This window comes from Pseudonocardia adelaidensis (assembly GCF_039543345.1).
Lineage (GTDB): Bacteria > Actinomycetota > Actinomycetes > Mycobacteriales > Pseudonocardiaceae > Pseudonocardia > Pseudonocardia adelaidensis.
In genome coordinates, this window is the sequence record NZ_BAABJO010000003.1 from 288,638 (window position 1) to 312,470 (window position 23,833).

General features: G+C 73.0%; 26 protein-coding genes. 25 read left to right on the forward strand and 1 reads right to left on the reverse strand.

Going from position 1 to position 23,833, the window contains the following annotated elements; all coding sequences use genetic code 11:
- Nucleotides 1-20: 20 nt before the first annotated feature.
- From ABEA81_RS05220 to ABEA81_RS05235, 4 genes are read left to right on the forward strand one after another with little or no spacing between them, the layout of a single operon-like run.
- Nucleotides 21-911 (forward strand): branched-chain amino acid ABC transporter permease, encoded by an 891-nt coding sequence (locus ABEA81_RS05220; RefSeq protein ID WP_345603618.1) that lies wholly within the window; start codon nt 21-23, stop codon nt 909-911.
- Nucleotides 908-1,951 carry a branched-chain amino acid ABC transporter permease gene (locus ABEA81_RS05225; RefSeq protein ID WP_345603619.1) on the forward strand — a complete coding sequence of 348 codons (1,044 nt, stop codon included), beginning with the start codon at nt 908-910 and terminating at the stop codon, nt 1,949-1,951. The genes ABEA81_RS05220 and ABEA81_RS05225 overlap by 4 nt, the downstream gene beginning before the upstream one ends.
- Nucleotides 1,948-2,712 (forward strand): ABC transporter ATP-binding protein, encoded by a 765-nt coding sequence (locus ABEA81_RS05230; protein WP_345603620.1) that lies wholly within the window; start codon nt 1,948-1,950, stop codon nt 2,710-2,712. Before ABEA81_RS05225 ends, ABEA81_RS05230 begins: the two co-directional genes overlap by 4 nt.
- Nucleotides 2,709-3,464 (forward strand): ABC transporter ATP-binding protein, encoded by a 756-nt coding sequence (locus ABEA81_RS05235; protein ID WP_345603621.1) that lies wholly within the window; start codon nt 2,709-2,711, stop codon nt 3,462-3,464. The genes ABEA81_RS05230 and ABEA81_RS05235 overlap by 4 nt, the downstream gene beginning before the upstream one ends.
- Here the strand turns inward: ABEA81_RS05235 and ABEA81_RS05240 are convergent.
- Nucleotides 3,449-4,024, reverse strand: a complete 576-nt coding sequence (locus ABEA81_RS05240; protein ID WP_345603622.1) for a carboxymuconolactone decarboxylase family protein — start codon at nt 4,022-4,024, stop codon at nt 3,449-3,451. The genes ABEA81_RS05235 and ABEA81_RS05240 overlap by 16 nt on opposite strands.
- A 115-nt stretch (nt 4,025-4,139) precedes the next feature.
- Between ABEA81_RS05240 and ABEA81_RS05245 the strand changes: the two genes are divergently transcribed.
- From ABEA81_RS05245 to ABEA81_RS05345, 21 genes are all read left to right on the forward strand, one after another.
- Entirely contained in the window at nt 4,140-4,946 is an 807-nt protein-coding gene (locus tag ABEA81_RS05245) for an SDR family NAD(P)-dependent oxidoreductase (protein ID WP_345603623.1), read from the forward strand.
- 16 nt (nt 4,947-4,962) lie between these two features.
- Nucleotides 4,963-5,955: a thiamine pyrophosphate-dependent dehydrogenase E1 component subunit alpha gene (locus tag ABEA81_RS05250; protein WP_345603625.1), complete on the forward strand. Its 993-nt coding sequence runs from the start codon at nt 4,963-4,965 to the stop codon at nt 5,953-5,955.
- Complete coding sequence (locus ABEA81_RS05255) at nt 5,948-6,964, forward strand: alpha-ketoacid dehydrogenase subunit beta (RefSeq protein WP_345603626.1); 1,017 nt, start codon at nt 5,948-5,950, stop codon at nt 6,962-6,964. The genes ABEA81_RS05250 and ABEA81_RS05255 overlap by 8 nt, the downstream gene beginning before the upstream one ends.
- Before the next feature lie 38 nt (nt 6,965-7,002).
- Nucleotides 7,003-7,887, forward strand: coding sequence for a sugar phosphate isomerase/epimerase family protein (locus ABEA81_RS05260; protein WP_345603627.1), 885 nt, complete (start codon nt 7,003-7,005; stop codon nt 7,885-7,887).
- Nucleotides 7,884-9,137, forward strand: a complete 1,254-nt coding sequence (locus ABEA81_RS05265; RefSeq protein ID WP_345603628.1) for an ABC transporter substrate-binding protein — start codon at nt 7,884-7,886, stop codon at nt 9,135-9,137. Before ABEA81_RS05260 ends, ABEA81_RS05265 begins: the two co-directional genes overlap by 4 nt.
- Entirely contained in the window at nt 9,137-9,910 is a 774-nt protein-coding gene (locus tag ABEA81_RS05270; protein WP_345603629.1) for an SDR family oxidoreductase, read from the forward strand. The genes ABEA81_RS05265 and ABEA81_RS05270 overlap by 1 nt, the downstream gene beginning before the upstream one ends.
- 8 nt (nt 9,911-9,918) lie before the next feature.
- Nucleotides 9,919-10,896, forward strand: coding sequence for a Gfo/Idh/MocA family protein (locus ABEA81_RS05275; RefSeq protein WP_345603630.1), 978 nt, complete (start codon nt 9,919-9,921; stop codon nt 10,894-10,896).
- Nucleotides 10,889-11,248 carry a hypothetical protein gene (locus tag ABEA81_RS05280; RefSeq protein WP_345603631.1) on the forward strand — a complete coding sequence of 120 codons (360 nt, stop codon included), beginning with the start codon at nt 10,889-10,891 and terminating at the stop codon, nt 11,246-11,248. The genes ABEA81_RS05275 and ABEA81_RS05280 overlap by 8 nt, the downstream gene beginning before the upstream one ends.
- 1 nt (nt 11,249) lies before the next feature.
- Nucleotides 11,250-11,975, forward strand: a complete 726-nt coding sequence (locus tag ABEA81_RS05285; RefSeq protein WP_345603633.1) for an alpha/beta fold hydrolase — start codon at nt 11,250-11,252, stop codon at nt 11,973-11,975.
- A complete protein-coding gene (locus ABEA81_RS05290; RefSeq protein ID WP_345603635.1) occupies nt 11,972-12,880 on the forward strand; it encodes an amidohydrolase family protein in 909 nt (302 codons plus the stop codon). Before ABEA81_RS05285 ends, ABEA81_RS05290 begins: the two co-directional genes overlap by 4 nt.
- A complete protein-coding gene (locus ABEA81_RS05295; RefSeq protein WP_345603636.1) occupies nt 12,877-13,668 on the forward strand; it encodes an SDR family NAD(P)-dependent oxidoreductase in 792 nt (263 codons plus the stop codon). Before ABEA81_RS05290 ends, ABEA81_RS05295 begins: the two co-directional genes overlap by 4 nt.
- 73 nt (nt 13,669-13,741) lie before the next feature.
- Complete coding sequence (locus tag ABEA81_RS05300) at nt 13,742-14,539, forward strand: IclR family transcriptional regulator (RefSeq protein ID WP_345603637.1); 798 nt, start codon at nt 13,742-13,744, stop codon at nt 14,537-14,539.
- 41 nt (nt 14,540-14,580) lie between these two features.
- A complete protein-coding gene (locus tag ABEA81_RS05305) occupies nt 14,581-15,537 on the forward strand; it encodes a helix-turn-helix domain-containing protein (protein ID WP_345603638.1) in 957 nt (318 codons plus the stop codon).
- Between the two features lie 28 nt (nt 15,538-15,565).
- Nucleotides 15,566-16,327 (forward strand): SDR family oxidoreductase, encoded by a 762-nt coding sequence (locus tag ABEA81_RS05310; RefSeq protein ID WP_345603639.1) that lies wholly within the window; start codon nt 15,566-15,568, stop codon nt 16,325-16,327.
- A gap of 2 nt (nt 16,328-16,329) precedes the next feature.
- Nucleotides 16,330-17,403, forward strand: a complete 1,074-nt coding sequence (locus ABEA81_RS05315; protein ID WP_345603640.1) for a dihydrolipoamide acetyltransferase family protein — start codon at nt 16,330-16,332, stop codon at nt 17,401-17,403.
- A complete protein-coding gene (locus tag ABEA81_RS05320) occupies nt 17,400-18,263 on the forward strand; it encodes a sugar phosphate isomerase/epimerase family protein (RefSeq protein ID WP_345603641.1) in 864 nt (287 codons plus the stop codon). The genes ABEA81_RS05315 and ABEA81_RS05320 overlap by 4 nt, the downstream gene beginning before the upstream one ends.
- Entirely contained in the window at nt 18,260-19,264 is a 1,005-nt protein-coding gene (locus ABEA81_RS05325) for a thiamine pyrophosphate-dependent dehydrogenase E1 component subunit alpha (RefSeq protein WP_345603642.1), read from the forward strand. Before ABEA81_RS05320 ends, ABEA81_RS05325 begins: the two co-directional genes overlap by 4 nt.
- Nucleotides 19,265-19,274: 10 nt before the next feature.
- Nucleotides 19,275-20,261: an alpha-ketoacid dehydrogenase subunit beta gene (locus tag ABEA81_RS05330; protein WP_345603643.1), complete on the forward strand. Its 987-nt coding sequence runs from the start codon at nt 19,275-19,277 to the stop codon at nt 20,259-20,261.
- The gene (locus ABEA81_RS05335) at nt 20,258-21,229 is read left to right on the forward strand and encodes a thiamine pyrophosphate-dependent dehydrogenase E1 component subunit alpha (RefSeq protein WP_345603644.1); all 972 of its coding nucleotides are present in this window, start codon (nt 20,258-20,260) and stop codon (nt 21,227-21,229) included. Before ABEA81_RS05330 ends, ABEA81_RS05335 begins: the two co-directional genes overlap by 4 nt.
- Nucleotides 21,226-22,206, forward strand: a complete 981-nt coding sequence (locus ABEA81_RS05340; protein WP_345603645.1) for an alpha-ketoacid dehydrogenase subunit beta — start codon at nt 21,226-21,228, stop codon at nt 22,204-22,206. The genes ABEA81_RS05335 and ABEA81_RS05340 overlap by 4 nt, the downstream gene beginning before the upstream one ends.
- A complete protein-coding gene (locus ABEA81_RS05345) occupies nt 22,203-23,801 on the forward strand; it encodes an ABC transporter substrate-binding protein (protein ID WP_345603646.1) in 1,599 nt (532 codons plus the stop codon). The genes ABEA81_RS05340 and ABEA81_RS05345 overlap by 4 nt, the downstream gene beginning before the upstream one ends.
- Nucleotides 23,802-23,833 lie beyond the last annotated feature (32 nt).

Below are 23,833 nucleotides of genomic sequence, written 5' to 3' on the forward strand. Positions count from 1 at the left end.
CCACCGTCGTGGAGGTTCTCGTGACGAGCTTCCTGCAGACACTGGCCAGCGGAATACTCGTCGGCGGGCTGTACGGCCTGTTCAGCAGCGGCCTCACGCTGATCTTCGGGATCACCCGAGTGATCAACTTCGCGCACGGGGACTTCGTCACCCTCGGGATGTTCGGAGCGGTGCTGCTGTTCACCTCGCTCGGGCTGAGCCCGTTGCTCGGCATCGTGCCGGTCGCAGTGGTGTCGTTCCTCCTCGGGGCCGCCGTCCACCGGGTTCTCGTCCGGCGGACGCTCTCGATCCGCGGCATCAGCGCCGTCGACGCCCAGCACGGGCAGCTCGTGCTGACCCTCGCTGTCTCGATCCTCATCTCGAACCTGCTGCTGATGGCGTTCGGCCCGTCACCGCGGGCCGTGCAGGGCGTCCTCCCCGCCGTCTACGACGTGTTCGGCGTGTTCATCGCCCAGGCGCGGCTCGTGTCGTTCGTGATCGCGCTGGCGGTGTTCCTGGTGCTCTACCACCTCCTGCAGCGCACCCTGTACGGCAAGGCCATCCGCGCCACGGTCGACGACCGGGACATGGCGGCGATGGTCGGGATCGACCCGAACAAGGTCTACGCCGTGAGCTTCAGCGTGGGCATCATGCTCACCGGGGTGGCGGGCTGCGTGCTCGCCACGTACTACCCCGTGACGCCGACGACCGGCGCGAACTTCCTCATCATCGCGTTCGTCACCGTGGTGATGGGCGGGCTCGGCAACGTGGTCGGCGCGTTCGTCGCCGGCCTGCTCGTGGGCGTGATCCAGCAGCTCACCGCCATCTACGTGGCGGTCGACCTGCAGGACGTGGGGCTGTTCCTCGCCTTCGTGCTCGTGCTGGTCCTGCGGCCGCAGGGGATCCTGGCCGGGCGGGGGGCCCACGCATGACCGGGCTGCGATCGGCGCTGCGCTCCACCGGCGTGCTCGGTCCGGCGGTGCTGGTCCTCGTCGCGAGCCTGCCGTTCTGGTTCATCCAGACCCAGTTCGTCCTGAGCGTCGCGACGCTCACCCTGATCTTCATGGCGACGTCGCTGGGCTGGAACGTGATCAGCGGGTTCGGCGGGCAGATCTCCTTCGGCCACAGCATCTTCTTCGGTCTCGGCGCCTACACCTCGGCGATCCTGCAGGCGCATTACGGGATCAACGCCTACCCGGCACTCGGCTTCGGGGTCGTGCTGGCCGTCGTCGTCGCGGTGCTGCTCGGTGTGGTGACCCTGCGCCTGCGAGGCATCTACCTGGCGCTCTCCACGTTCGCGCTGACGCTCGTGTTCGCGATCCTCACCGGCCACTTCGAGGGCTTCACCGGCGGCGAGGTGGGTCTCACGCTGCCCCTGCTCGGCAACGACCCGGCGCGGTTCGCGTTCGAGGACAAGCTCGCCTTCTACTACGTGGCGCTGGTGCTCGCGGCGGCGGCGTTCGTCGTGACGTGGGTGGTGCTGCGCTCGCGCCTCGGCCTGCAGCTGCGCGCCGTGCAGGCCGACCAGGACGCGGCACGGGCATCCGGCGTGCTCGTGTTCCGGGTGAAGCTGACCGGGCTCGCCATCAGCGCCGTTCCCTGCGCGCTGGCGGGTTCGGTCTACATCCAGTACCTGGGTTTCATCGACCCCGACAGTGCGTTCGGGGCCGCCGTCGCCACCCAGATCGCGGTGATCGCGTTCGTCGGCGGGGCGGGGAAGCTGTGGGGGCCGGTGATCGGCGCCGTGCTGCTCGTGCCGCTGCAGCAGCTGCTCAACTCCCAGCTCTCGGCGTACCCGGCCGGGTTCAACCTGGTGGTGTACGCGCTGGTCGTGCTCGTGATCCTGTGGATCGAGCCGCGCGGGATCATGTCGATGCGGTGGCCGCGCCGCAGGCCCGGCGCCGCGGCGGCCCCGCAACCGGCCGCTGCGCCCGACCCGCCACCCCAGCCGGTGGGACGGGGTAGCCGATGAGCGCCCCGCTGCTGCGCGTCGACAACATGACCGTGCGCTTCGGCGGCCTCGTCGCGGTGAACGACGTGAGCTTCGCGGTGGACGAGGGCGAGCTGCTCGGCATCATCGGCCCCAACGGCGCCGGGAAGACCACGAGCTTCAACGCCGTGGCGGGTGCCGTCCGGCCGACGTCGGGGACGATCCGGATCGGCGATCAGCTGATCAGCGGTCGGCCACCGGAGCGGGTGGCGCGCATGGGCGTCGCGCGCACGTTCCAGTCCGTGCGGCTGTTCCGGTCCATGACCGTGGCCGAGAACGTGACGCTCGCGGCGAGCACCGTCTGCCTGACGATGGCCGCGGCGGGCCGCCGGGCCGCGGAGGTGGCCGAGCTGCTGGGGATGGAGGCGCTGCAGGGCGCCCAGGTCGACGCGCTGCCGCTGGCGGACCAGAAGCGGGTGGAGATCGCCCGCGCGCTCGCGCTGGCACCCCGGCTGCTGCTGCTCGACGAGATGATGAGCGGGCTCACCGACCAGGAGACCCGCGCCATCATCGGCGTGATCAGGAAGCTCAACGACGGCGGCCTCACCATCATCGTCATCGAACACGTGCTGAGGGTCATCATGGAGCTCTCCCACCGCGTCCTCGTGCTCGACCACGGGGTGCTCATCGCGCAGGGCCCACCGCGGGAGGTCATGACGGATCCCCACGTCGTCGAGGCCTACATCGGGCGGCAGGCCGCCCAGACGTTCCGGGAGCACGAGACGCTCCGGGAGCAGCGGTGAGGGCGCCGTGGGCCCACCGCTCGGCCCGCCCGACCGAGCCCGCGACGCTGCGGGTGGAGGGGCTCTGCGCCGCGTACGGCAGCATCCGGGCCCTCGTCGACGTGTCGTTCGAGCTGCGTCCCGGCGAGTTCGCGGGCGTGCTCGGGGCGAACGGCGCGGGCAAGTCGACGCTGCTGAAGGCGATCTCGGGCCTCGTCCGGCCGAGCGCGGGCACGATCACCATGGGGGAGGTCGACCTGCTCGGCCTCGGCCCGCACCAGGTTCCCGCCGCGGGGATCGCCCACGTCCCGGAGCGGCGGCGCGTGTTCCCGTCGCTGACGGTGGCCGACAACCTCGCGCTCGGTGCCTACGTCACGCCCCCGGACGTCTCGCGCACCGAGTTGCTGGACGAGGTCTACTCGCTGTTCCCGAAGCTGCGCGAGCGGGCCGGTCAGCTCGCCGGTTCGCTGAGCGGCGGGGAGCAGCAGATGCTCGCGGTCGGGCGCGCCCTGATGCTGCGGCCGCGGCTGCTGATGCTCGACGAGCCGTCGCTCGGGCTCGCGCCGGTGATCGTCGAGGAGATGTTCGAGCGCCTGGCGCAGATCCACCGGGAGCTCGACGTGTCGATCCTGCTCATCGAGCAGAACGCGACGCAGGCCCTCGAGGTGATCGAGCGCGCGATCGTGCTCACCACCGGGGAGGTCACGTTCCGCGGGACCCGTGCGGAGCTGATGGACAGCGACTACCTCGAGCGCGCCTACCTCGGGCTCTGAGCGGGTCGGTGGCCGTCGGGCAGCGGGAACGCCTCCAGGTAGCCCGCGTAGTCGGGCTCCACGTCGATCTGCAGCGTCCCGAGGATGCGGACCACCGCGTTGTAGAAGGAGATGACCATGACGAGGTCCACGAGACGGGCCTTCCCGAGGCGCTCGTGCAGGAACGCCCACGTCTCGTCCGACATGCGCATGTCCCTGGTGATCTCGCGCGCCCCGGCCAGCACGGCCGACTCCAGCTCGCCGAGCCCGTGCTCCTGACCGGCGGTGGCCGCGATCAGCGCGGTGACGTCCTCGTCGGTCACGCCGAAGTCGTGCCCGATCTTGATGTGGTGGCTCCACTCGTACGGGCTCGCGGTGACGTAGCCGACCTGCAGGATCGCGAGCTCGCGCAGCCGCGGGTCGAGCTCGCACCCGTGCCGGATCCACTGCCCGAACTCCGAGTGGTGGCGCAGGGCCTCGGGGGAGTTGGCCAGCGCGCGGAACAGGTTGATCGGGCGAGCCAGCAGGGACCGGTCGTCCTCGGCGAGGTCGGACTCGGACAGGTAGGGCACGAGGGCCATGGCACTCCATCTCCGGGGCGTCCTTGACGGGGGATGGGGTCCTGCCTACCGTTGTTCACTAATTGCCGCAAGTATTCACTATTTGAAAAGGCATCGTGACGAAGGGGTCTGCGACATGGGGCAGCGCGTGGCCGGGAAGGTGGCCATGGTGGTGGGGGCGGGCCAGACGCCGGGGCAGACGGCAGGCAACGGCCGCGCCACCGCGGTGCTGCTCGCCCGGGAGGGCGCCAAGGTCCTGGCCGCCGACCGCGACCCGGCCGCGGCCGAGGAGACGGTCAAGCAGATCCTGGACGAAGGCGGCGAGGCCATCGCCGTGCGCGCGGACGTCACCAGCGAGGACGACATCGCCGCGATGACCGCCGCCTGCGTGCAGCAGTGGGGCCGGATCGACATCCTGCACAACAACGTGGGCGTGAGCATCGCCGGCGGCGACGCCCCGATCACCGAGATCGAGGCCGACGCGTTCGCCCGCATCACCGCCATCAACCTGCAGGGCATGGTGCTCACCTGCAAACACGTGATCCCCGTGATGCGCGAGCAGGACGGCGGCGTGATCACGAACATCTCGTCGATCGCGGTGGAGATCAACTACCCGTACGTCGCGTACCGCACGTCGAAGGCCGGGGTCGTGACGATGACCGAGCACATCGCGATCACCAACGCCGCCTACGGCATCCGGGCCAACGCGATCCTCCCCGGCCTCATGGACACCCCGATGGCGATCGAGAACCGCGTCGGGCGGGGCGGCGCCACCCGGGAGCAGGTGATCGCCGAACGCAACGCGCACGTCCCGCTGCGCAACCGGATGGGCACCGCGTGGGACGTCGCCCACGCCGCGCTCTTCCTCGCCTCGGACGAGGCGGCGTTCATCACCGGTGTCGCGCTCGCCGTCGACGGCGGCCAGCGGCTGGCGGCGGGCTGAGGTGGACACGGGCGGGATGGACACGGGCGGGATGGCCACCGGCGGGACGGCCACCGGCGGGACGGACGACCAGGTGCTGGCCGACCTGCGTGAGGTCTGGCGGATGCGGGCCTTCGAGGAGAAGGTCCGCGAGCTGCGGCTGGCGGGCGATGCGGTGGGCTCGATCCACCTGGGCATCGGCCAGGAGGCCATCGCGGTGGGGGCCGCGGGGCTGGTCCGGGACGAGGACGCCGTGTTCGCGACGTACCGCGGGCACAACTGGGCGATGGCGTGCGGGGTGGCGCCCGCGGCCCTGTTCGGCGAACTGCTGGGCCGGGCCACCGGGATCAACGGGGGCCGTGGCGGATCGGCCCACCTGACGGCGCCGGCACACCGGTTCTTCGGGGAGAACAGCATCGTGGGCGCCGGTGCACCGATCGCGGCCGGCGCCGCGCTGGCGGGGCGGTTCGACGGCTCGGGCCGGGTGGCGCTCACGGTGTTCGGTGACGGGGCGATGAACCAGGGCGCGGTGCACGAGGCGATGAACTTCGCGGCCGCGCTGAACCTCCCGGTCGTGTTCGTCTGCGAGAACAACTCGTGGTCGGAGCTGACGCCGATCGAGGAGATGGTGCGGGACCCGCGGCTGCACCGGCGGGCGGCCGCGTACGGGATGCCCGGCGAGCGGATCGACGGCAACGACCCGGCGGTCGTGCGCGAGCGGCTCGGCGCCGCGTTCGCGGTGGCCCGGGAGGGCGGCGGGCCGACGTTGGTCGAGGCGATGACGGCCCGGCTCGTGGGGCACTACATCGGCGACGCCGAGCAGTACCGGCGCCCGGGCGAGCTCGACGAGGCGCGCCGACGGGAGCCGGTCGTGGTGCTTGGCGATCGGCTGCGTGCGGCGGGCGTCGGCGAGGACGTGATCGACGGCGCCGAGCGGGCGGCCCGGGAGGAGATGGAGCGCGCGGCGGCCGAGGCGCTCGCCGCGCCCCTCGCCGACCCGGCGAACGTGAAGGAGCACCTCTATGTCTGAGACGGCCGTCCGCGAGGTGGAGGCCGGGCGTTCGGTCCGCTCGCTGACCTACGGCGAGGCCGTCAACGCCGCGCTGCGGCGGTGCCTCTCGGAGCTGCCCGAGACGCTGCTCTACGGCGAGGACGTCGCGAAGCCGGGCGGGGTCTTCGGGGTCACCCGCGGGCTGCGCCGCGACTTCGGCGAGCGGGTGTTCGACACCCCGATCAGCGAGTCGGCCATCCTCGGTTCCGCGGTCGGTGCGGCGATGCTGGGCAGGCGCCCGATCGTCGAGATCATGTGGGTCGACTTCTCGCTCGTCGCGTTCGACCAGATCGTCAACCAGCTGGCCAACGTGCGGTACGTGAGCCGCGGCGAGCTGGCGGCGCCGGTGGTGATCCGCACGCAGCAGGGTTCGGCGCCCGGCGCCTGCGCGCAGCACAGCCAGAGCCTGGAGGCGTTCTTCCTGCACGTCCCCGGCCTGCGGGTCGCGATGCCGTGGACCGCGCAGGACGCCTACGACGTACTGGTCGCTGCCGTGCACAGCGACGACCCGGTGCTCGTCATCGAGAACCGCACGCTCTACACCGGCAAGCAGGACGTCATGCTCGACGGGCCGGTGCAGCCGCTGGGAGGGCTGCGGGTGCGGCGCGAGGGCACCGACGCCACCGTCGTCACGTGGGGGGCGATCACCGCCCGCGCGCTGCAGGCGGCGGAGGCTCTGGCCGGGCGGGGCGTGTCGGTCGAGGTCCTCGAACTGCCCTGGCTCAACCCGCTGCCCACCGACGAGGTGCTCGCGAGCGTGCGGCGGACCGGGCGGCTCGCCGTGCTGCACGAGGCGAACGTGACCGGTGGTTTCGGGGCCGAGGTCGTGGCCCGCGTCGCCGGTGCGGGTGTCGCCCTGCGCCGCCCGCCGCTGCGGCTCGGGCTGCCCGACTCCCGGGTGCCGGCCGCGCCCAGCCTGGTCGCGGGCCTCCTCCCGGACGCCGAGCGGATCGCCGCGCAGATCGAGGACCTCACCCACGAGAACTGACGAGCCCGTTCGACAACGTTGACGAAGGGACACCGGCCGTGACCGTCGTGCTGGGCGTGGACACGCTCTCCTACCACTGCCGCCTCGCCGAGGGCGAGATCCCGCTGGAGGACGTGATGCGCGAGGTCGCGGACCTCGGCGCGGCGTTCGTGCAGTTCAACGCCGTGCACGTCCGGGGCCGCCCGCGGGCCGGGCTGGAGGCCCTGCGCGCCCTCGCCGCCGACCTCGGGCTGGAGATCACGCTCTCCGGCGACGTCGTGGGTCGCGCGGGCAGCGGTGACACGGTCGGGTCGGGCGTCGCGCGCATCCGGGAGTGGGCACAGCTGGCCGAGGCGATCGGCAGCCCGTTCGTGCGCGTCTCCTCGGGCTTCTACCGCAACGAGCTGATGGCGTTCCCGGACCGGATCGTCGCCGAGCAGCGCTACGTCACCGAGACCCTGCGCCGGGCCGTCGACGAGGTGCCCGGCGACGGGCGGATCCTGCTGGAGAACCACTCGGACTTCACCGCCGAGGAGTACGTCGAGATCATCGAGGGCGTGGGCGGCGACCGGGTCGGGGTGTTCCTCGACCTGATCAACCCCATCTCCGCGCTGCAGGACCCGTTGCCGGTGGTCCGCACGCTCGCCCCGCTCGCCCCGGCGGGCCACGCCAAGGACTTCCGGATCGAGTCGCGCTACGTCGAGGACCGCTTCCACCGCCGCGGGTTCGACGTGCAGTGGTGCTACCCGGGGGAGGGCGTCGCCGACCTTGCCTCGCTCATGGGCGTGCTGACCTCGACCCACTCGGACCCGGGGCGCGCCGAGCCCTACCGGCTGTCGGTCGAAGGGCTGGACAACCATCCCGGCGTGGCCGACCAGCGGGAGCGCCTTGCCACCTCGCTGGCGTTCCTCGGGTCGTTCCTCCCGGCCGGAGCGGTCCGGTGAGCGGGCGGGTGCTGGCTGCGGTGGCCGCGGCCGGCCTGATCGCGCTCGGCTCGGCGTGCGGCGGGGTCGCCACGCAGGACCGCTCCGGCGAAGCGGTCGAGTGCGGCGAGACCGTGAAGATCGGGGCGCCCTACCCGCTCTCCGGGGTCTGGGCGGAGAACGGCCAGAACTCCCTGTCCGGCATGCAGTTCGCTGCCGACGAGATCAACCAGGCCGGTGGCATCAAGGCGCTGGGCGGGGCGAAGGTCGAGATCGTCAGCGCCGACACCAGCTCGGACAACCCGGGGCAGGCCAAGACCGTCACCGAGCAGATGCTGCAGGGCGGCACCATGTCGGCGGTCGTCGGCTCGTACCTGAGCAGCATGACCCTGACCACCGTGATCGCCACCGAGACGCACAAGGTGCCGCTGATCACGCAGTCGTTCGTCGACGAGCTGACGCAGAAGGGCTACCGGTACCTGTTCCAGATCGCCCCGAAGGCGTCCGCGTTCGGCACGGAGACGATGAAGGCGCTCGCCGGTGTGTTCGGCGAGCAGAACCGGCCGCTGCGCACGGTCGCCGTCGCCGGCAGCGACGACGCCTCCACGAAGGCGCAGACCGCCGGCATCGTCGCGGGCTCGCAAGCGCAGGGGCTCGAGGTCCGCGACCAGGTCATCTTCCCGAACGCGATCTCCGACGCGACCCCGATCGTGAGCAGGCTCGCCGACGCGAAGACGGACGTGATCGTGCTCGGCGGCAACGTCTCCGACCTGTCGCTCATCATCAAGGGCCTGCGGGCGCGCGGGGTGACCACGCCGATCGCGACGTCCGGTGGCGGCGGGGCGCTCACGCCGCAGTTCGCCGCGGCGCTCGGCCCGGACGCGGAGGGGATCATGGCAGCGGCGGCGTGGAACTCCGACCTGCAGCTGCCCGGGGTGCCCGAGGTCGCCGCCGCCTACCGGCAGAAGCACGGGGTCTTCATGCCGCAGGAGGCGGGCGAGTCCTGGGCGGCGGTGCACCAGCTCGCGCAGATCATGGAGAAGGGCGCCACGTGCGACCCGGAGCGGATCCGCGAAGCCCTCGCCACGACGGACTTCACCGAAGGCCCTGCATCGGCGGTGCCGCCCGGCAAGGTGGGCTACGACGACACGGGCGCCAACCACTACATCGTGCCGATCCTCGTCCAGTGGCAGGGCGGCGACCTGCGCACCGTCTACCCGGCCGACGTGTCCGCGGCCGATGCGCTGCCGCTCGGCGAGCCGGTGGCCTGATGGACCTGGGTCTCACCGGCGCCCGCGCGCTCGTCACGGCCGCGAGTCAGGGCCTCGGCCGTGCCTGCGCGGCGTCGCTCGCGGCCGAGGGGGCCCGGGTGGTGATCTCCTCGCGCGACGGGGAGCGGCTCGCGGCGGCCGCCGACGAGATCGGGGCGGCCGGCAGCGTCGCGGCCGACCTCGGCGTGGCGGCGGCCGTCGCCGGCCTCGTCGACCGGGCGGTCGAGCTGCTGGGCGGGCTCGACGTGCTCGTCGTGAACTGCGGGCCACCTCCCGCGGTGACGTTCGCGCAGTCCGACGACGCGGCGTGGGACGCGGCGCACGAGGGGGTGCTGATGAGCGCGATCCGGCTCACCCGCGCCGCCCTCCCGCACCTGCGGGCGTCCGGCCGGGGCCGGATCGTCAACCTCACCGGGTACGGCACCAAGGAGCCCAGCGCCGGGCTCGTCGTCTCCGAGGCCACCAGGGCCTCGGTGACGGTGCTGGCGAAGGTGCTGGCCGACGACGTCGCCGCCGAGGGGGTCACGGTGAACAACATCGCGCCCGGCCCGATCCTCACCGGCCGCCTGCGCGAGTTGCAGGGCAAGGCGGCCGCACAGGCCGGCATCGACCTCGACGAACAGCTGCGCCGCTTCGCCGAGCGCATCCCGGTGCGCCGGGTCGGGCGGCCCGAGGAGGTCGGCGACCTCTGCACCTTCCTCTGCTCGCCGCGCGCCGGCTTCGTGACCGGGCAGACGATCGTGGTCGACGGCGGGATCAACCGGTCGATCTGATGGGGACCATGCGGGTTGCGGTGATCGGGGCGTCGCACTGGCACCTCGACCTGTACCTGCCGACGCTGCTGGAGCTGCCCGACGTCGCCGTGGTCGGCGTCAGCGATGTCGACGCGCGCGTCGCCGGGGAACTCGGTGAACGGCTCGGGTGCGCCTGGTCGGACTCCCACGAGCGGCTGCTCGACACCACGTCGCCGGACTTCGTGCTGGCGCTGGGCGAGCACGCGGAGATGCCGCGGGAGGCCGGGCTGCTGCTCGACCGGCGCATCCCGTTCGCGATGGAGAAGCCGTGCGGTACCGACGCCGGGCAGGTGCGCGCGCTCGCGGACCGCGCGGCGGCGGAGGGTGCGTTCGCGGCCGTGCCGTTCGTGTGGCGGCAGAGCGAGCTGCTCACGGTGATGCGGGAGCGGTTCGCCGACGCCGACATCGCCCACCTGTCGTTCCGCTGGATCGCGGGGACGCCGGCGCGCTACACCGACTCCGGCTGCGGGTGGATGCTCGACCCGGCCCGCTCGGGCGGCGGCTGCACGATCAACCTCTCCGTCCACATGATCGACCTGGCCCGCGTGCTGTTCGGTGACCCGGTGGAGGTGGCGGCGGCCGTCATGGCGAACACCGCCCACGGGCTCGACGTCGAGGACTACTCGCTCGTGACGCTGCGCAGCGGCGGCCGGACCTTCCACGTGGAGACGGGCTACCTGCTGCCGGCCCGGCACTCGACGTTCGACATGCGCTTCAGCGTCAAGGCCCGCTCCCACTACCTGATCGCGACGGGACTGCGGGACGTGGAGGTCGTCGGGCCGGACGGTGCCGTCGAGCACCTCCGCGTGCACACCACGAACGTGCCGCACTACCCCGTGTTCGTCCGCGACGTGCTCCGCCGGGCGCGCGCGGGCGAGCCGCCGATCGCGTCGCTGACCGACATGGCCGCGGCGATGGACCTGGTCCAGGAGGCGTACCGCATGGGAGGGATCAACCGTGGGTGAGCGTGGCACGGGGCTGCTGCTGGTGATGATCGACATCGATCCGGCGTACGAGGAGGACTTCAACCGCTGGTACGACGAGGAGCACTTCCCGGAGCGGATGCAGTGCCCGGGGTTCCTGTCGGCACGGCGGTTCGTGAGCGTGGAGGGTGAACCGAAGTACCTGGCGTTCTACGAGCTGGAGAACCCCGAGGTCCTCGACTCCCCCGAGTACCGGGCGATGCAGCCGCCGAGCGAGTGGACCCGGAAGCTCACGCCGCACTTCACCGCTCTCACACGCAACGTCTACCGCGACATCACCCCGGAGCTGCCGCCGGAGGGGTCGTTCGTGTTCCCACCGCGGGCCGGGTCCTGACGTGGCAGAGCTGCTGTTCCTGCACCCGGTCGGGCTCGACCGGCAGAGCGTCGCGTTCCTGGGCCTGCTGCCCGTCCGCGCGGTGACGTTCCCCGGCCACGGCGAGCGGCGCCGGGCCCGGCCGGGCCTCACGCTCGCCGACATGGCCGACGAGATCGCCGGCCACCACACCGGCCGGTTCGACGTGGTGGGGGCGTCGCTGGGCGGGATGGTGGCGATGCACCTCGCGCTCGCGCACCCGGGCCTGGTCCGCTCGTTGGTGCTCGCCTGCACCACCCCGCGCGGGGACGCGCAGGTGATGGAGGCGCGGGCCGAGGCCACCGAGGCCCGCGGCGCCGCGGGCATGCTCGACGACACCATGACGCGGTGGTTCACGCCCGAGGCGCTGGAACGCGACCCGGACGCGCCACCGCTCGCGTACGCGCGCGAGCGGTTGCTCGCCATGGACCCGGGCGCGCTGGCCGACACGTGGCGCGCGATCGCCCGCCACGACGTGCTCGACCGGCTGGGCGAGATCGGCGTGCCGGTCACCTGCATCGCGGGCCGTCGGGACAGGTCGACGCCGCTTCCCGTCATGCAGGACCTCGCCGCGCGGCTGCCCGGCGCTCGGCTGGTGGAGATGGACGCACCGCACATGGCGTTCCTGGAACGGCCGCGGGAGTTCGCGGCCGCGGTCCGGGAGCACCTCGCGTGGGTCCGCGGTACGACGGAGGGAGCACACTCGTGATCATCGATCTGCACCGCCACCTGTGGTCGATCTTCGAGCGGTACGCGGCCGCGCGGGAGATCGCCGCCCGGGGAGGGGTCGTGGGGATCCACGCCCACTCCGAGGCGCCCGTGCAGGACGTCGAGGCGCGGGCGGCCGAGATCCGCGCCGAGATGGAGAAGGCGGGCGTCGACCGCTCGTGCCTGCTGCTCGCGGACTACGGGCTGCGCCTCGGCGAGGGCGACAGGTCGATCGTGGAGGAGAACCGCCTCGCCACCGACCTCGCCCGCGCGGACCCGGACCACTTCATCGCGTTCGTCGGCGTCGACCCGCGCCGGCCCGACGCGGTCGACATCGTCCGGGACGCGCTCGACGCCGGGGCGCGCGGCCTGAAGCTGCACCCGTGCTCCGGGTACTCGCCCGCCGACCCCGTCTGCCGCCCGCTCTACGCCCTCGCGGGCGAGCGCGGCGTCCCGGTGGCGGTGCACACGGGCGCGATGGCCGCGCCGCTGGTCAGCACCTATGCGAGCCCACTGCACATCGACGAGCCCGCGGCCGACTTCCCGGACACGAACTTCGTGGTCCTGCACGCCGGGCAACGCGCCTGGTTCCCGCTGGCGCTGGACATCGCGCGGTGGAAGCCGAACGTGTACCTCGAGCTCTCGCTGTGGCAGGGCCTGCTGATCGAGGACGAGGCGCGGTTCATCGGCCGGGTCTCCGAGATCAAGCACGGCATCGGGCTGGGCCGGGTCGTGTTCGGCAGCGACTGTCCCGGCATCTCCAAGGTGATGCCGCTGCACACCTGGGTGGACGCCTTCCGCGCCCTCCCGGAGACTGCGCGCCGGCACGGGGTGGAGATCACCGACGACGAGGTCGGGCAGATGCTGGGCGGCACCGCGGCGGCGCTGATGGGGCTGTCGCGGTGACCGCGCCGCAGGCCCGCCGGCTCGCCGGCAAGGTCGCGATCGTGACCGGCGGTGGCTCGCGGGCGGCCGGCGTCGGCACGGGGCGCGCCGCCGCGGTGCTGTTCGCCCGGCACGGGGCGCGGGTCCTCGTGGTCGACCGCGACGAGAAGTCCGCCCGGGAAACCGTCGACATGATCGGCGAGGACGGCGGGGAGGCACTGGCCCACGTGGCCGACCTGACCTCGGACCGCGACTGCGCGGCGATGGCCGGTGCCGCCGTCGAGCGGTGGGGCCGGATCGACGTGCTGGACAACAACGTCGGGACCGAGGGCCCCGGCACCATCCTGGACGTCGACGGGACCACCTGGGACACGATCATGCGGGTCAACGTCTCGACGATCGTGAACGCGAGCCGCGCGGTGGTCCCGGTGATGGCGGAGGGAGGCGGTGGGGCGATCGTCAACCTGTCGTCGATCTCGGCGTTCCGCCCGCGCGGGCTCACCCCGTACACGGCGGCGAAGGGCGCGGTGATCGCGCTGACCCGCGCCATGGCGATCGACCACGCCGCGCAGGGGATCCGGGTCAACTGCATCGCCCCGGGCCCGATCTACACTCCGATGGTGTCGGCAGACGGGATGTCCGACGAGCTGCGCGAGCGCCGCCGCACCGCCTCGCCGCTCGCGATCGAGGGCACCGGCTGGGACGTCGGGCACGCCGCGGTCTTCCTCGTGTCCGACGAGGCCCGCTACATCACAGGGGCGGTGCTGCCGGTCGACGGCGGCGTCTCGATCCGGAGCCCGGACCGATGAGCGAGCGTCAGCGAGCGAATCACCAGCACAGTGCTCGCGCGAAGCGCCGACCGAGCGTCAGCGAGGGAGAGCGGTGAGCGGGACCGCGCCGACCGGGCCGCGGACCGGCACCCGGATCCAGTCGGTCACCCGGGCCGCCAACCTGCTCATGCTGATCGCGTCGCTCCCGGAGCACGAGCGGTCGGCGCCCCGCCTCGCGGCCGAGCTGGGCACGTCGGTGCCCACCGTGTACCACCTGCTGAACACGCTGGTCGACGCCAAGCTGCTCACCCGGGACGAGCGCAAGCAGTACCGGTTCGGGTTCGCGATGGAGGTGCTGTCGGTCGCCTACGCCCAGCAGACCGTTCCGCCACCGGAGCTGCTCACCCCGCTGAAACGGATCACCGAGGTCACCGGGGAGAGCGCGTACCTGTCGGCGTGGCGCAGCGGGAACCCGGTGGTGCTCGCCCGCCTCGAGGGCACCCACGCGGTGCAGGTGACCAACCTGCGCCCGGGTTACCGCGGCGCCGCGAACGCCCGTGCGTCGGGGAAGGTGCTCCTCGCGTTCGCCGAGCCCGGAGACCGCGACCGCTACCTGGCCGTGCACGGGCTCGAACGGATGACCGACCGGACGATCATCGACGCCGACGTCTTCGCCGAGGAGCTCGCCCGCGTGGCCAAGCAGGGTTACGCGACGGACGTCGAGGAGTTCTCCGACGGGGTGGCCTGCATCGCCGTGCCCATCTGGAGCGGCGGGATCCTCATGGGCTCGTACACGATCTCGGCGCCCGTGGAGCGCTACCGGCGGCGACGTGCGGACTACCTGGAGCGGCTGAGGGAGGCCGTGGAGATGCTCGCCGAACCCGAGCACGGGGAGGCGGCGGGCAACTAACCTCCTCACGGGTGACCACGTAGCAGTCGAAGGAGCCTGCGATGACGGACGAGGAGCGCTGGTCCGCCCGTTCCACCGCGGAGTGGGAGGGGCTCCTGGCCGCCACCCACGTCGGCTTCGACGTGCGCGTGCCCGACGACTCCCCGGGCTCGTTCTCGGGCGAGGTCGTCCGCAGGCGGCTGGGCGCCGTCAGCATCGTCGACTGCCGGTGCCACCCGTGGGTCGGGCGCAGGGGCGCCGGCGTCATGGGCGACGAGGGCGAGGGCCGGTTCGGCGTGCAGCTCGTGCTGCGGGGTGCCGAGCGCATCCGCCGCGGCGGGGTCGAGCGCCTGCTCTCCGCGGGCGACCTCGGCATCTGGGACGGCACGGGCGGCCTCGGCATCGAGGTGCTCGCCCCGTTCGTCAAGCGCACGCTGGTGTTCCCGCGGGAGCTCGTGCTGGCCGCCAGCCCGCGCCTGGCCGACGTCCAGGACGTGCCCGGGTTCGGCAGCCTCCCGGGTGCGCGGCTGCTGGCGCGCTACACCGAGGCCGTCATGGCGGAGCTCCCGGGGATGGACGAGGCCACCCGCGCGACGGCCGGGGACGTCACCCTCGAACTGCTGCGCGCCGCGGTGGAACCGCTGCTGCCCGCCCACCGGGAGGCCCGGCTGGAGGCGCTGCGGGCGCGCGCCCGGCGGGTGGCGCGCGCCCGCCTCACCGACCCCGCGCTGGGGCCGGAGGCGATCGCGGCCGAGCTGTCGGTGTCGCTGCGCACCCTGCACGCGGCGTTCGAGGGCAGCGGCGACACCGTGTCGTCGATGGTGCGCCGGGCCCGGCTCGCCCGGTGCCACCAGGACCTGACCGACGCGAACGGCGGCACCGTCACCGAGATCGCCTACCGGTGGGGGTTCTCGGACGCCACGCACTTCTCCCAGGCGTTCAAGCGCGAGTACGGCTGCTCCCCGCGCGAGGTGCGTGCACGCAGCACCACGTATCGCCGCGCGGAGCCGATGGTCTGACGCCCCGGCGGTTCCTAACGTCGCCGCCATGACCGGGAGCATGGCGGGTAGGGCCGGGCTGGTGACCGGTGCGGCCGGGGGCATCGGCAGGGCGTGCGCGGTCCGCTTCGCCGCGGAGGGCGCCTCGGTGGTCGTCTCCGACCTGGAGTCGGCCCGCGCGGGCGGCGAGGAAACCGTCGCGATGATCCGGAAGGCGGGCGGGACGGCCGAGTTCTTCCCCTGCGACGTGGCCGACGCCGGAGCCGCCGAGGCGCTCGTGGCGCACGTCGTCGAGCGGTACGGGCAGCTGGACTTCGCGCACAACAACGCCGGGATCGGCGGGAGCAACGGGCGGCTCGCCGACATCTCCGACGAGGACTTCGACCGCATCATCGCCGTCAACCTGCGCGGCACGTTCCTGGGGATGAAGCACCAGATCCGGGCGATGCTCGGCAACGGCGGCGGCGCGATCGTCAACACCTCGTCGAACGCGGGGCTGCGCGGCGTCCGGCTGCTGTCGCCGTACACGGCGAGCAAGCACGGCATCGTCGGCCTGACGCGCAACGCCGCCGTCGAGTACGCCGACGACGGGATCCGGGTCAACGCCGTGTGCCCAGGCGCGATCGTGACGCCGCTGATGATGCGCGGTTCGCCGGAGCGGGCGCTGGAGATCCGGCGCCCTCAGGCGATGAGCCGGTTCGGGCAGCCGGAGGAGGTCGCCGCGGCCGTCGTCTGGCTCTGCAGCCCGGACGCGTCGTTCGTCACCGGGGTGGCGATGCCGGTCGACGCGGGATCGGTCGCGGGCTGGTGAGCGTGGCCGAGGTCCGGATGCCGCGGCTGTCGGAGTCGATGGCCGAGGGCACGATCGTGCGCTGGTTGCACGGGGCGGGCGACGAGGTCGACGCGGGCCAGGAGATCGCCGAGATCGAGACGGACAAGGCGGTCGTCGGGCTCGAGGCCGAGGCCGCGGGCGTGCTGGAGATCGTCGTGCCGGAGGGTGGGTCGGCCGCGGTCGGCGCGGTGATCGCGCGCCTCGGCGGCGCCCCGCCCGGGCCACCCACCCGGCCGATCGCCTCCCCGCTGGCGCGTCGGCGGGCCCGCGAGCTCGGCGTGGACCTGCACGGGCTGGCCGGCACCGGGCCGCACGGGCGCATCGTGCGCGACGACGTGGAAGGCGCGGCGCGTTCCGCGGAACCCACCCCCTCCCCGGAGCGGGCGCTGCTCGGCCGGATCCGGCAGGCCACGGTCCGCAGGCTCGCCGACGCCGCAGCCGTGCCGGTGTTCACCCTCACGGCGGAGGCCGACGCGAGCGCCGCCGCCCGGCTGCGCGCCGAGCTGGCCGGGCTCGCCGACCCGGCGCCCACGGTCACCGACCTCGTCGTGTCCGCGGCGGGTCGCGCGTTGCGCGAGCACCCCGCGATGAACGCATCGGCCGCCGAGGGTGCGGTGCTGCGCCACCCCCGCCCGCACGTGGGCGTGGCGGTGGACACCGAGGACGGCCTGGTCGTGCCGGTGGTGCGCGACCCGGGATCGCCGGTGGCGGTCGCGGCCGAGGCGCGCGAGCTCGTGGGCCGGGCCCGCGCCGGCGCCGCCACCCCGGCCGACCTGGACGGCGCGACGTTCACCGTCTCGAACCTCGGCATGTTCGGCGTGGCCGAGTTCGCGGCGGTGATCGTGCCCCCGCAGGCCGGGATCCTCGCCGTCGGCGCGGTGCGGGAGCTGCCGCGCGTGCGCGACGGAGCGGTCGTCGCCGTGCCGGTGATGGCGCTGACCCTGACCTGCGACCACCGCGTCGTCGACGGCGCGCAGGCCGCGCGGTTCCTCGCCCGCCTGGTGGCGCTGCTCGAACGCCCGCTGGCCCTGATGATCGAGGAGGGGAAGTCGTGACCGACATCCTGGGCGCGTACTGGACCACCGCCGGGCCGGTGACGATCCGCACCGGGCGCGAATGGAGCCTGTTCGGCTGGGAGGAGCGCTGCGCGCAGGCCGTCGAGTCCGGGATGACCGGTCTCGGGCTGTGGCACGCCGACCTCGCGCACCTGCTCGAGACCCGATCCCTGGCCGACATCGGCGCGGTGTTCCGCGACCACGGGCTCGTGCACCTCGAGCTGGAGTTCCTCGACGACTGGTTCGTCGGCCCCGACCACCCCGGCCGGGCGGCCGCCGACGAGCGGCGGCGGCTGCTGTTCGACGCGGCCGCCGCGCTCGGGGCCCACCACATCAAGATCGGCAACCTCGCCCGCTCGGCGGCGTCGCTCGCCCAGCTCACCGACGCCTTCGGCGCGCTGTGCCGGGACGCCGCCCGGCACCACGACTCGCTCATCACCTACGAGCTGATGCCGTTCGACATCAACACGACCTCGCTCGCCGACGTGCTGCAGATCCTGGACGGCGCCGACGAGCCCAACGGCGGCATCGCGATCGACACCTGGCACCTCGGGAAGATGGCGATCGCCCCGGAGGACCTGCGGGTGATCGACCCCCGCCGGCTGCTCTACGTCGAGCTCTCCGACGGCCAGGTCGCGAACATGCCCGACCACTCGGAGGAGACCACCCGGTTCCGGCGCCTGCCCGGCGAGGGGGAGTTCGACATCCCCGGCTACGTCCGCGTGCTCGCGGAGATCGGCTACCACGGCCCGTGGGGCGTCGAGGTCCTCTCCGACGCACTGCGGGCACTGCCCATCGACGAGATGTTCCGCCGCACCGTCGCCTCGGCGCTGGCCCAGTTCGAAGGAGTGCGCCCGTGAAACCGGCCGAGATGTTCCGGCACATGATCCGGATCCGGGAGTTCGAGGAGCGGGTGAAGCGCACCTTCACCGAGCACCCCGGCGTGATCCGCGGGCACACGCACCTCGCGGACGGGGCCGAGGCGTCGATCGTCGGGTCGGTGGCGGCGATGCGCCCGGGCGACCAGCTGGTGTCCACCTACCGGTGCCACGGCTACCCGATCGCGCTGGGCAGCGACACGTCGGCGCTGATGGCCGAGATCTACGGGCGCGCCACCGGCATCTGCGGCGGCTACGGCGGCTCGATGCACCTCGCCGACCCGGAACGCGGGTTCCTCGGCACCTCCGGGATCGTCGGGCAGAACATCCCGCAGGGCACCGGCGCCGCGTACGCCGCGCAGCTGCGCGGGCGCGGCGAGGTCGTCCTGACGTTCTTCGGCGACGGCGCGTCCAAGCAGGGCGCCTTCCACGAGTCGCTCAACATCGCGGCCGTCTGGAAGCTGCCGGTGGTCTTCGTGATGGAGAACAACAGCTACAGCGCCGGAGTGCGCACCGACCTGGAGGACGCCAACGCCGCCGCGGGCGAACCGCTCGCCACGAAGGCGCGCGCCTACAGCATCCCCGGCGTGACGATCGACGGCGGCGACCCGCTGCTCGTGCACGAGACGGTGGCCGCCGCCGTGGAGCGCGCGCGGGCGGGGGAGGGGCCGACGCTCGTCGAGTCGCGGGTCTACCGGCTCTCCGCGCACGGCAACTCGATCGCCCCGCCGGGCGTCCCGCTGCACTACCCCGAGCACGAGGCCGTGACGAAGTACGGCAACGCCGAGGAGTACGAGGCCGCCAAGCGCGGTGACCCGGTGCCGCGGTTGCGCGCCCGCCTCGTCGGGAGCGGGGAGCTCACCGCGGACGATGCCGACCGGATCGCCGCCGAGGCGCGCGCCGAGATGCAGGCCGCCGTCGACTTCGCGCTGGCGAGCCCCCATCCCGAGCCCGCAGCGGCCCTGTCCCACGTGTACGCCTGAGGAGGCCGCCGTGACCGGTGTGACGACCCGCGAACTGACCTATGCGGCCGCGACCAACGAGGCCGTGCACCTGGAGATGGCCCGCGACGAGGACGTCGTGCTGTTCGGGCAGAGCGTCGCCGGCAGCCCCGACGACCCGTTCGTACGGGCCTTCGGCCCCGACCGGGTGCGGGTCACGCCGATCTCGGAGACCGCCGAGATCGGCATGGCGGCCGGGGCGGCGCTGGCGGGCAAGCGCCCCGTCGTCGACTGCACGATGGCCGAGTTCCTGCTCGTCGCGATGGACCAGGTCGTGAACGAGGCCAACCGGTTCCACTACATGAGCGGCGGGCGGGTCACCGCCCCGCTGGTGCTCAAGGCCGGCTACGGGTTCACGGCGGGCTGGGCGGGCCAGCACACCGGCTCGATCTACGGGATGTTCATGGGCGTGCCGGGGCTGAAGGTCGCGCTCCCCTCCACCCCCGCCGACGCCAAGGGGCTGATGGCGAGCGCGATCCGCGACGACAACCCGGTGCTCTTCCTGCACCACTACCTGCTGCTCCTGGAGCAGGGCCCGGTGCCCGACGGCGAGCACCTCGTGCCGTTCGGGACGGCCGACGTCAAGCGGTCCGGTTCCGACGTCACGGTCGTCGCGACCGGGTGGACGGTGCACCGCGCGCTCGCCGCCGCCGAGCGGCTCGCCGCCGACGGCATCGACGTCGAGGTGATCGACCCGCGCACGATCGCGCCGCTGGACACGGCCACGATCCTCACCTCGGTCGGGAAGACGGGACGGCTGGTGCTCGTCGACCAGGCGACGCGGCACTCCTCGGTGGCCACGGTGATCGCGGGCGAGGTGGCCGAGCACGGCTTCTCCGCGCTGCGCGCCCCGATCGTCCAGGTCACGGCGCTGGACGCGTCGATCGCCTACGCGAAGCCGATGGAGGACTACGTGCTGCCGGACGAGGACAAGATCGTCGCGGCGGTGCGGCGAGTAACGGTCCGGGGAGCCGCGTGAACGCCGAGCAGGCGCGATCGTTGCTGCGCACGATGTGGCGGATCCGCGCGTTCGAGGAGCGGGTCGGACGGCTCAAGCGCTCCGACGAGGTGCACGGCCTGATCCACCTCTCCACCGGCGGCGAGGGCGTGGCCGCGGCGGTCTGCGGGCAGCTGCGGGACGGCGACGTCGTCTACAGCGGGCACCGCGCGCACGGCCACGTGATCGCGAAGGGCGCACCGCTGCCGGAGACGATGGCCGAGCTGATGGGCCGTGCGGGCGGCCTGTGCCGGGGCATGGGCGGATCGATGCACCTGGTCGACGTCGCGCACGGGATGCTCGGCGCCACCGGGGTCGTCGGCGGGACGGTGCCCGCGGCGCTGGGCAGCGCGCTCGCCGCCCGGATGCGCCGTGAGTCCACCGAGGGCGAGGACACGGTCTCGGTCGTCTTCTTCGGCGACGGGGCGGTGCAGGCGGGCACGTTCGCCGAGTCGGTGAACATCGCGGCACTGTGGCGGCTCCCGGTCGTGCTGGTCTGCGAGAACAACGGGTTCGCCGAGTTCACCCCGCGCTCGGCGCACACCCCGGTGGAGCGGGTGAGCGACCTCGTCGCGCCGTGGGGGATCACCGCCGCGACCGTCGACGGCAACGACGCCGTCGCCGTGTGGGAGGAGTTCGCGCGGCTGCTGGCCGGGGTCCGCGCAGGGGACGGCCCGGCCCTGCTGGAGGCGCTCACCCACCGGCTGCGCGGGCACTACGAGGGCGACCCCGACCGCTACCGCGATGCCATCGCCACCGAGGAGTGGCAGCAGCGCGACCCCGTCCTGCGGCTGGAACGCACCGGCATCGCGCACGGCTGGTTCGACACCGACGAGGCGAAGGCCGTGCGGGAGGCGGCGCACGCCGAGGTGGAGGACGCCGTCACGTGGGCGCGGGAGAGCCCGTGGCCCACCCCCGAGCTCGCGGCCTCACTGGTGTACGGGTCATGAGGACCACGTACGCGAAGGCCGTGGGCCGGGCACTCGGCGAGGCGATGCGGGCCGACGAGCGCGTGCTGGTGATCGGCGAGGACGTCTCGGCGGGCGGGCCGTTCACGATCACCAGCGGCCTGGTCGAGGAGTTCGGCGCCGACCGGGTCCGGGACACCCCGATCAGCGAGGCCGCGATCACCGGCATCGCGATCGGCGCCGCCCAGTCCGGGCTGCGACCGGTCCTCGAGATCATGTACATCGACTTCCTGACCCTCGCCCTGGACCAGCTCGTCAACATGGCGGCCAAGGCGCGGTTCATGTCGGGCGGGCAGCTGTCCGTCCCGATGGTGCTGCGGACCCAGGGCGGAGCCGGCCAGCGGGCGGGCGCCCAGCACTCGCAGAGCCTGGAGAGCTGGCTGTGCCACGTGCCGGGGCTCAAGGTCGTGATGCCCAGCCGGGCGGTGGACGCGGCCGGGCTGCTGGCCGCCGCGATCGCCGACCCGGACCCGGTGGTCGTGGTCGAGAACAAGACGCTCTACTTCCGGGCCGAGGAGGTCCCGGACGTGGTGGCCCCGGCGCCGATCGGACGTGCCGCCGTGCTGCGACCGGGCCGCGACGCCACCGTGGTCGCCCTGTCCCGGATGGTGCACGAGGCCCTCACCGCGGCCGACGAGCTGGCGCGCGACGGGATCGAGGTCGAGGTGATCGACCCCCGCACGCTGGTGCCGCTCGACCTCGACACGATCGCGGACTCGGTCGCGCGCACGAACCACCTGGTGGTGGCGCACGAGGCGGTCGGCACGGGGGGCTTCGGCGCCGAGGTCGCGGCGGCCGTCGGCCACGCGGCCTTCGACGACCTGGACGCCCCGGTCGAGCGCGTCGCCGCGCCCTTCCGGCCGATCCCCGTGAGCCCGGGGCTGGAGGACGCCCACCTCCCCGGGGCGGCGGAGGTCCGCGCCGCCGTGCTCACCGTGTTGAACAGGAGCGTGCGGTGAGACGCCTGGTGGCGGCCGTCGCGGCGGCCCTCTGCCTGGTCGGGACCGCCGCCTGCGGGGCGGCCCGGCCCGCGTCGGACCTGGCGGCCGACCGGCGCGTGCACGTCGTCGACCCCTACGGCGCCGACCCGGCCACCGAGGGACAGCCGAAGCGCGGCGGGACGCTGCTGATCGGCAACGACCGCGAGCTCGTCGGCTTCGACCCGACCGTCCAGTCCGGCAACATCATCGCCCCCGCCGTCTACGACCTGCTGCTGCGGATGTCGCCGGACGGCAAGGCGCAGCCCTACCTCGCGAGGTCGATGGAGTCCCCGGACGGCGGCCGCACCTGGCTCATGGGCCTGCGGGGAGGCGTCACGTTCTCCGACGGCACGCCGCTCGACGCGAACGCGGTGATCATCAACACCCAGCGCCACATCGACATCGCCACGTCACCCGCGCACGTATACGCGAGCGAGATCGCCGGGATGCGGGCCGTGGACCCGCTCACCGTCGAGTTCACGCTGAACGAGCCGTACGGCGACTTCCCGGTGGTGTTCGCCCAGTCGTTCAACTCGGGGACGCTCGGCATGATCATCTCTCCGGCGGCACTGGCCCGGTGGGGCGACCAGATCGGCGCCCACCCCGTCGGCGCGGGGCCGTTCGTGCTGCAGGACTGGGTGCGCGACAACCGGATGCGGCTGGTGCGCAACGAGCACTACTGGCAGGCCGGCCTGCCCCACCTCGACGGCATCGAGGTGCGCCCGCTCTCGGACACCGAGACCCGCTACGCCAGCATGCAGAACGGCGACGTCGACATGATCTACGGCGGGTACAACACCGAGCTGGTGCGCGCCGCGGCCGACCCGAACCTGCGCGAGTACTACGGACCCGGCAACGGCGGGTTCTTCTTCTACTTCAACTTCAACCGCCCCCCGTTCGACGACCGCCGCATGCGCGAGGCCGTGATCCGCGCGATCGACCTCGACGCGCTGGGCGCGAGCCAGTACTCGGGCCAGCTGATCCGGGCGAGCAGCCTGTTCGCCGACGACAGCCCGTACCACACGCAGGAGGCCGCGGACGCGTGGCCAGCGTACGACCCGGAGGAGGCGCGGCGCCTCGTCGCGGACTACGAGGCGGACGGCGGCCAGGCGCGGTTCACGTTCTCGACCAGCCGCACCGAGGTGACGCTCGGGGAGTTCGTGCAGGCGCAGATGGCCGCCGTCGGGATCGAGGTCGAGCCGAAGTTCTTCGACCTCGCCGAGTTCACCACGCGGGTCGTGCAGGGCACCGACTTCGAGCTCGCCAGCTGGGTGAACACGTTCGACTACCCGTACCCGGCCGTCGCCCGGCTGCTGCGCAGCGACGGCAACCTCAACTACGGGCGCTACTCCAACCCGGAGGTGGACGCGCTGCTCGACCGGGCCGCGGTCACCACCGACGAGGCGGAGCGCACGGCCGACTACCAGCGGGTGGAGCTGCTGGCCGGCCAGGACGTCGCCGTCGGCTGGCTGGCCCGCAGCTACCTGTCGACGATCACGAAGCCGGACGTGCGCGGGATGCAGCGCTACCTTTCCCGCGACACCTTCTACGCCACGCTCTGGCTCGATCGTTAGACATCTGCGACACAAGATTGTCGACAATATGG

Bases quoted from the DNA above. Each gene is read 5' to 3' on its own strand.
- ABEA81_RS05225 (WP_345603619.1), top strand. From the start codon at position 908: ATGACCGGGCTGCGATCGGCGCTGCGCTCCACCGGCGTGCTCGGTCCG.
- ABEA81_RS05230 (WP_345603620.1), top strand. From the start codon at position 1,948: ATGAGCGCCCCGCTGCTGCGCGTCGACAACATGACCGTGCGCTTCGGC.
- ABEA81_RS05240 (WP_345603622.1), bottom strand. From the start codon at position 4,024: ATGGCCCTCGTGCCCTACCTGTCCGAGTCCGACCTCGCCGAGGACGAC.
- ABEA81_RS05245 (WP_345603623.1), top strand. From the start codon at position 4,140: ATGGGGCAGCGCGTGGCCGGGAAGGTGGCCATGGTGGTGGGGGCGGGC.
- ABEA81_RS05250 (WP_345603625.1), top strand. From the start codon at position 4,963: ATGGACACGGGCGGGATGGCCACCGGCGGGACGGCCACCGGCGGGACG.
- ABEA81_RS05255 (WP_345603626.1), top strand. From the start codon at position 5,948: ATGTCTGAGACGGCCGTCCGCGAGGTGGAGGCCGGGCGTTCGGTCCGC.
- ABEA81_RS05270 (WP_345603629.1), top strand. From the start codon at position 9,137: ATGGACCTGGGTCTCACCGGCGCCCGCGCGCTCGTCACGGCCGCGAGT.
- ABEA81_RS05275 (WP_345603630.1), top strand. From the start codon at position 9,919: ATGCGGGTTGCGGTGATCGGGGCGTCGCACTGGCACCTCGACCTGTAC.
- ABEA81_RS05305 (WP_345603638.1), top strand. From the start codon at position 14,581: ATGACGGACGAGGAGCGCTGGTCCGCCCGTTCCACCGCGGAGTGGGAG.
- ABEA81_RS05310 (WP_345603639.1), top strand. From the start codon at position 15,566: ATGACCGGGAGCATGGCGGGTAGGGCCGGGCTGGTGACCGGTGCGGCC.
- ABEA81_RS05340 (WP_345603645.1), top strand. From the start codon at position 21,226: ATGAGGACCACGTACGCGAAGGCCGTGGGCCGGGCACTCGGCGAGGCG.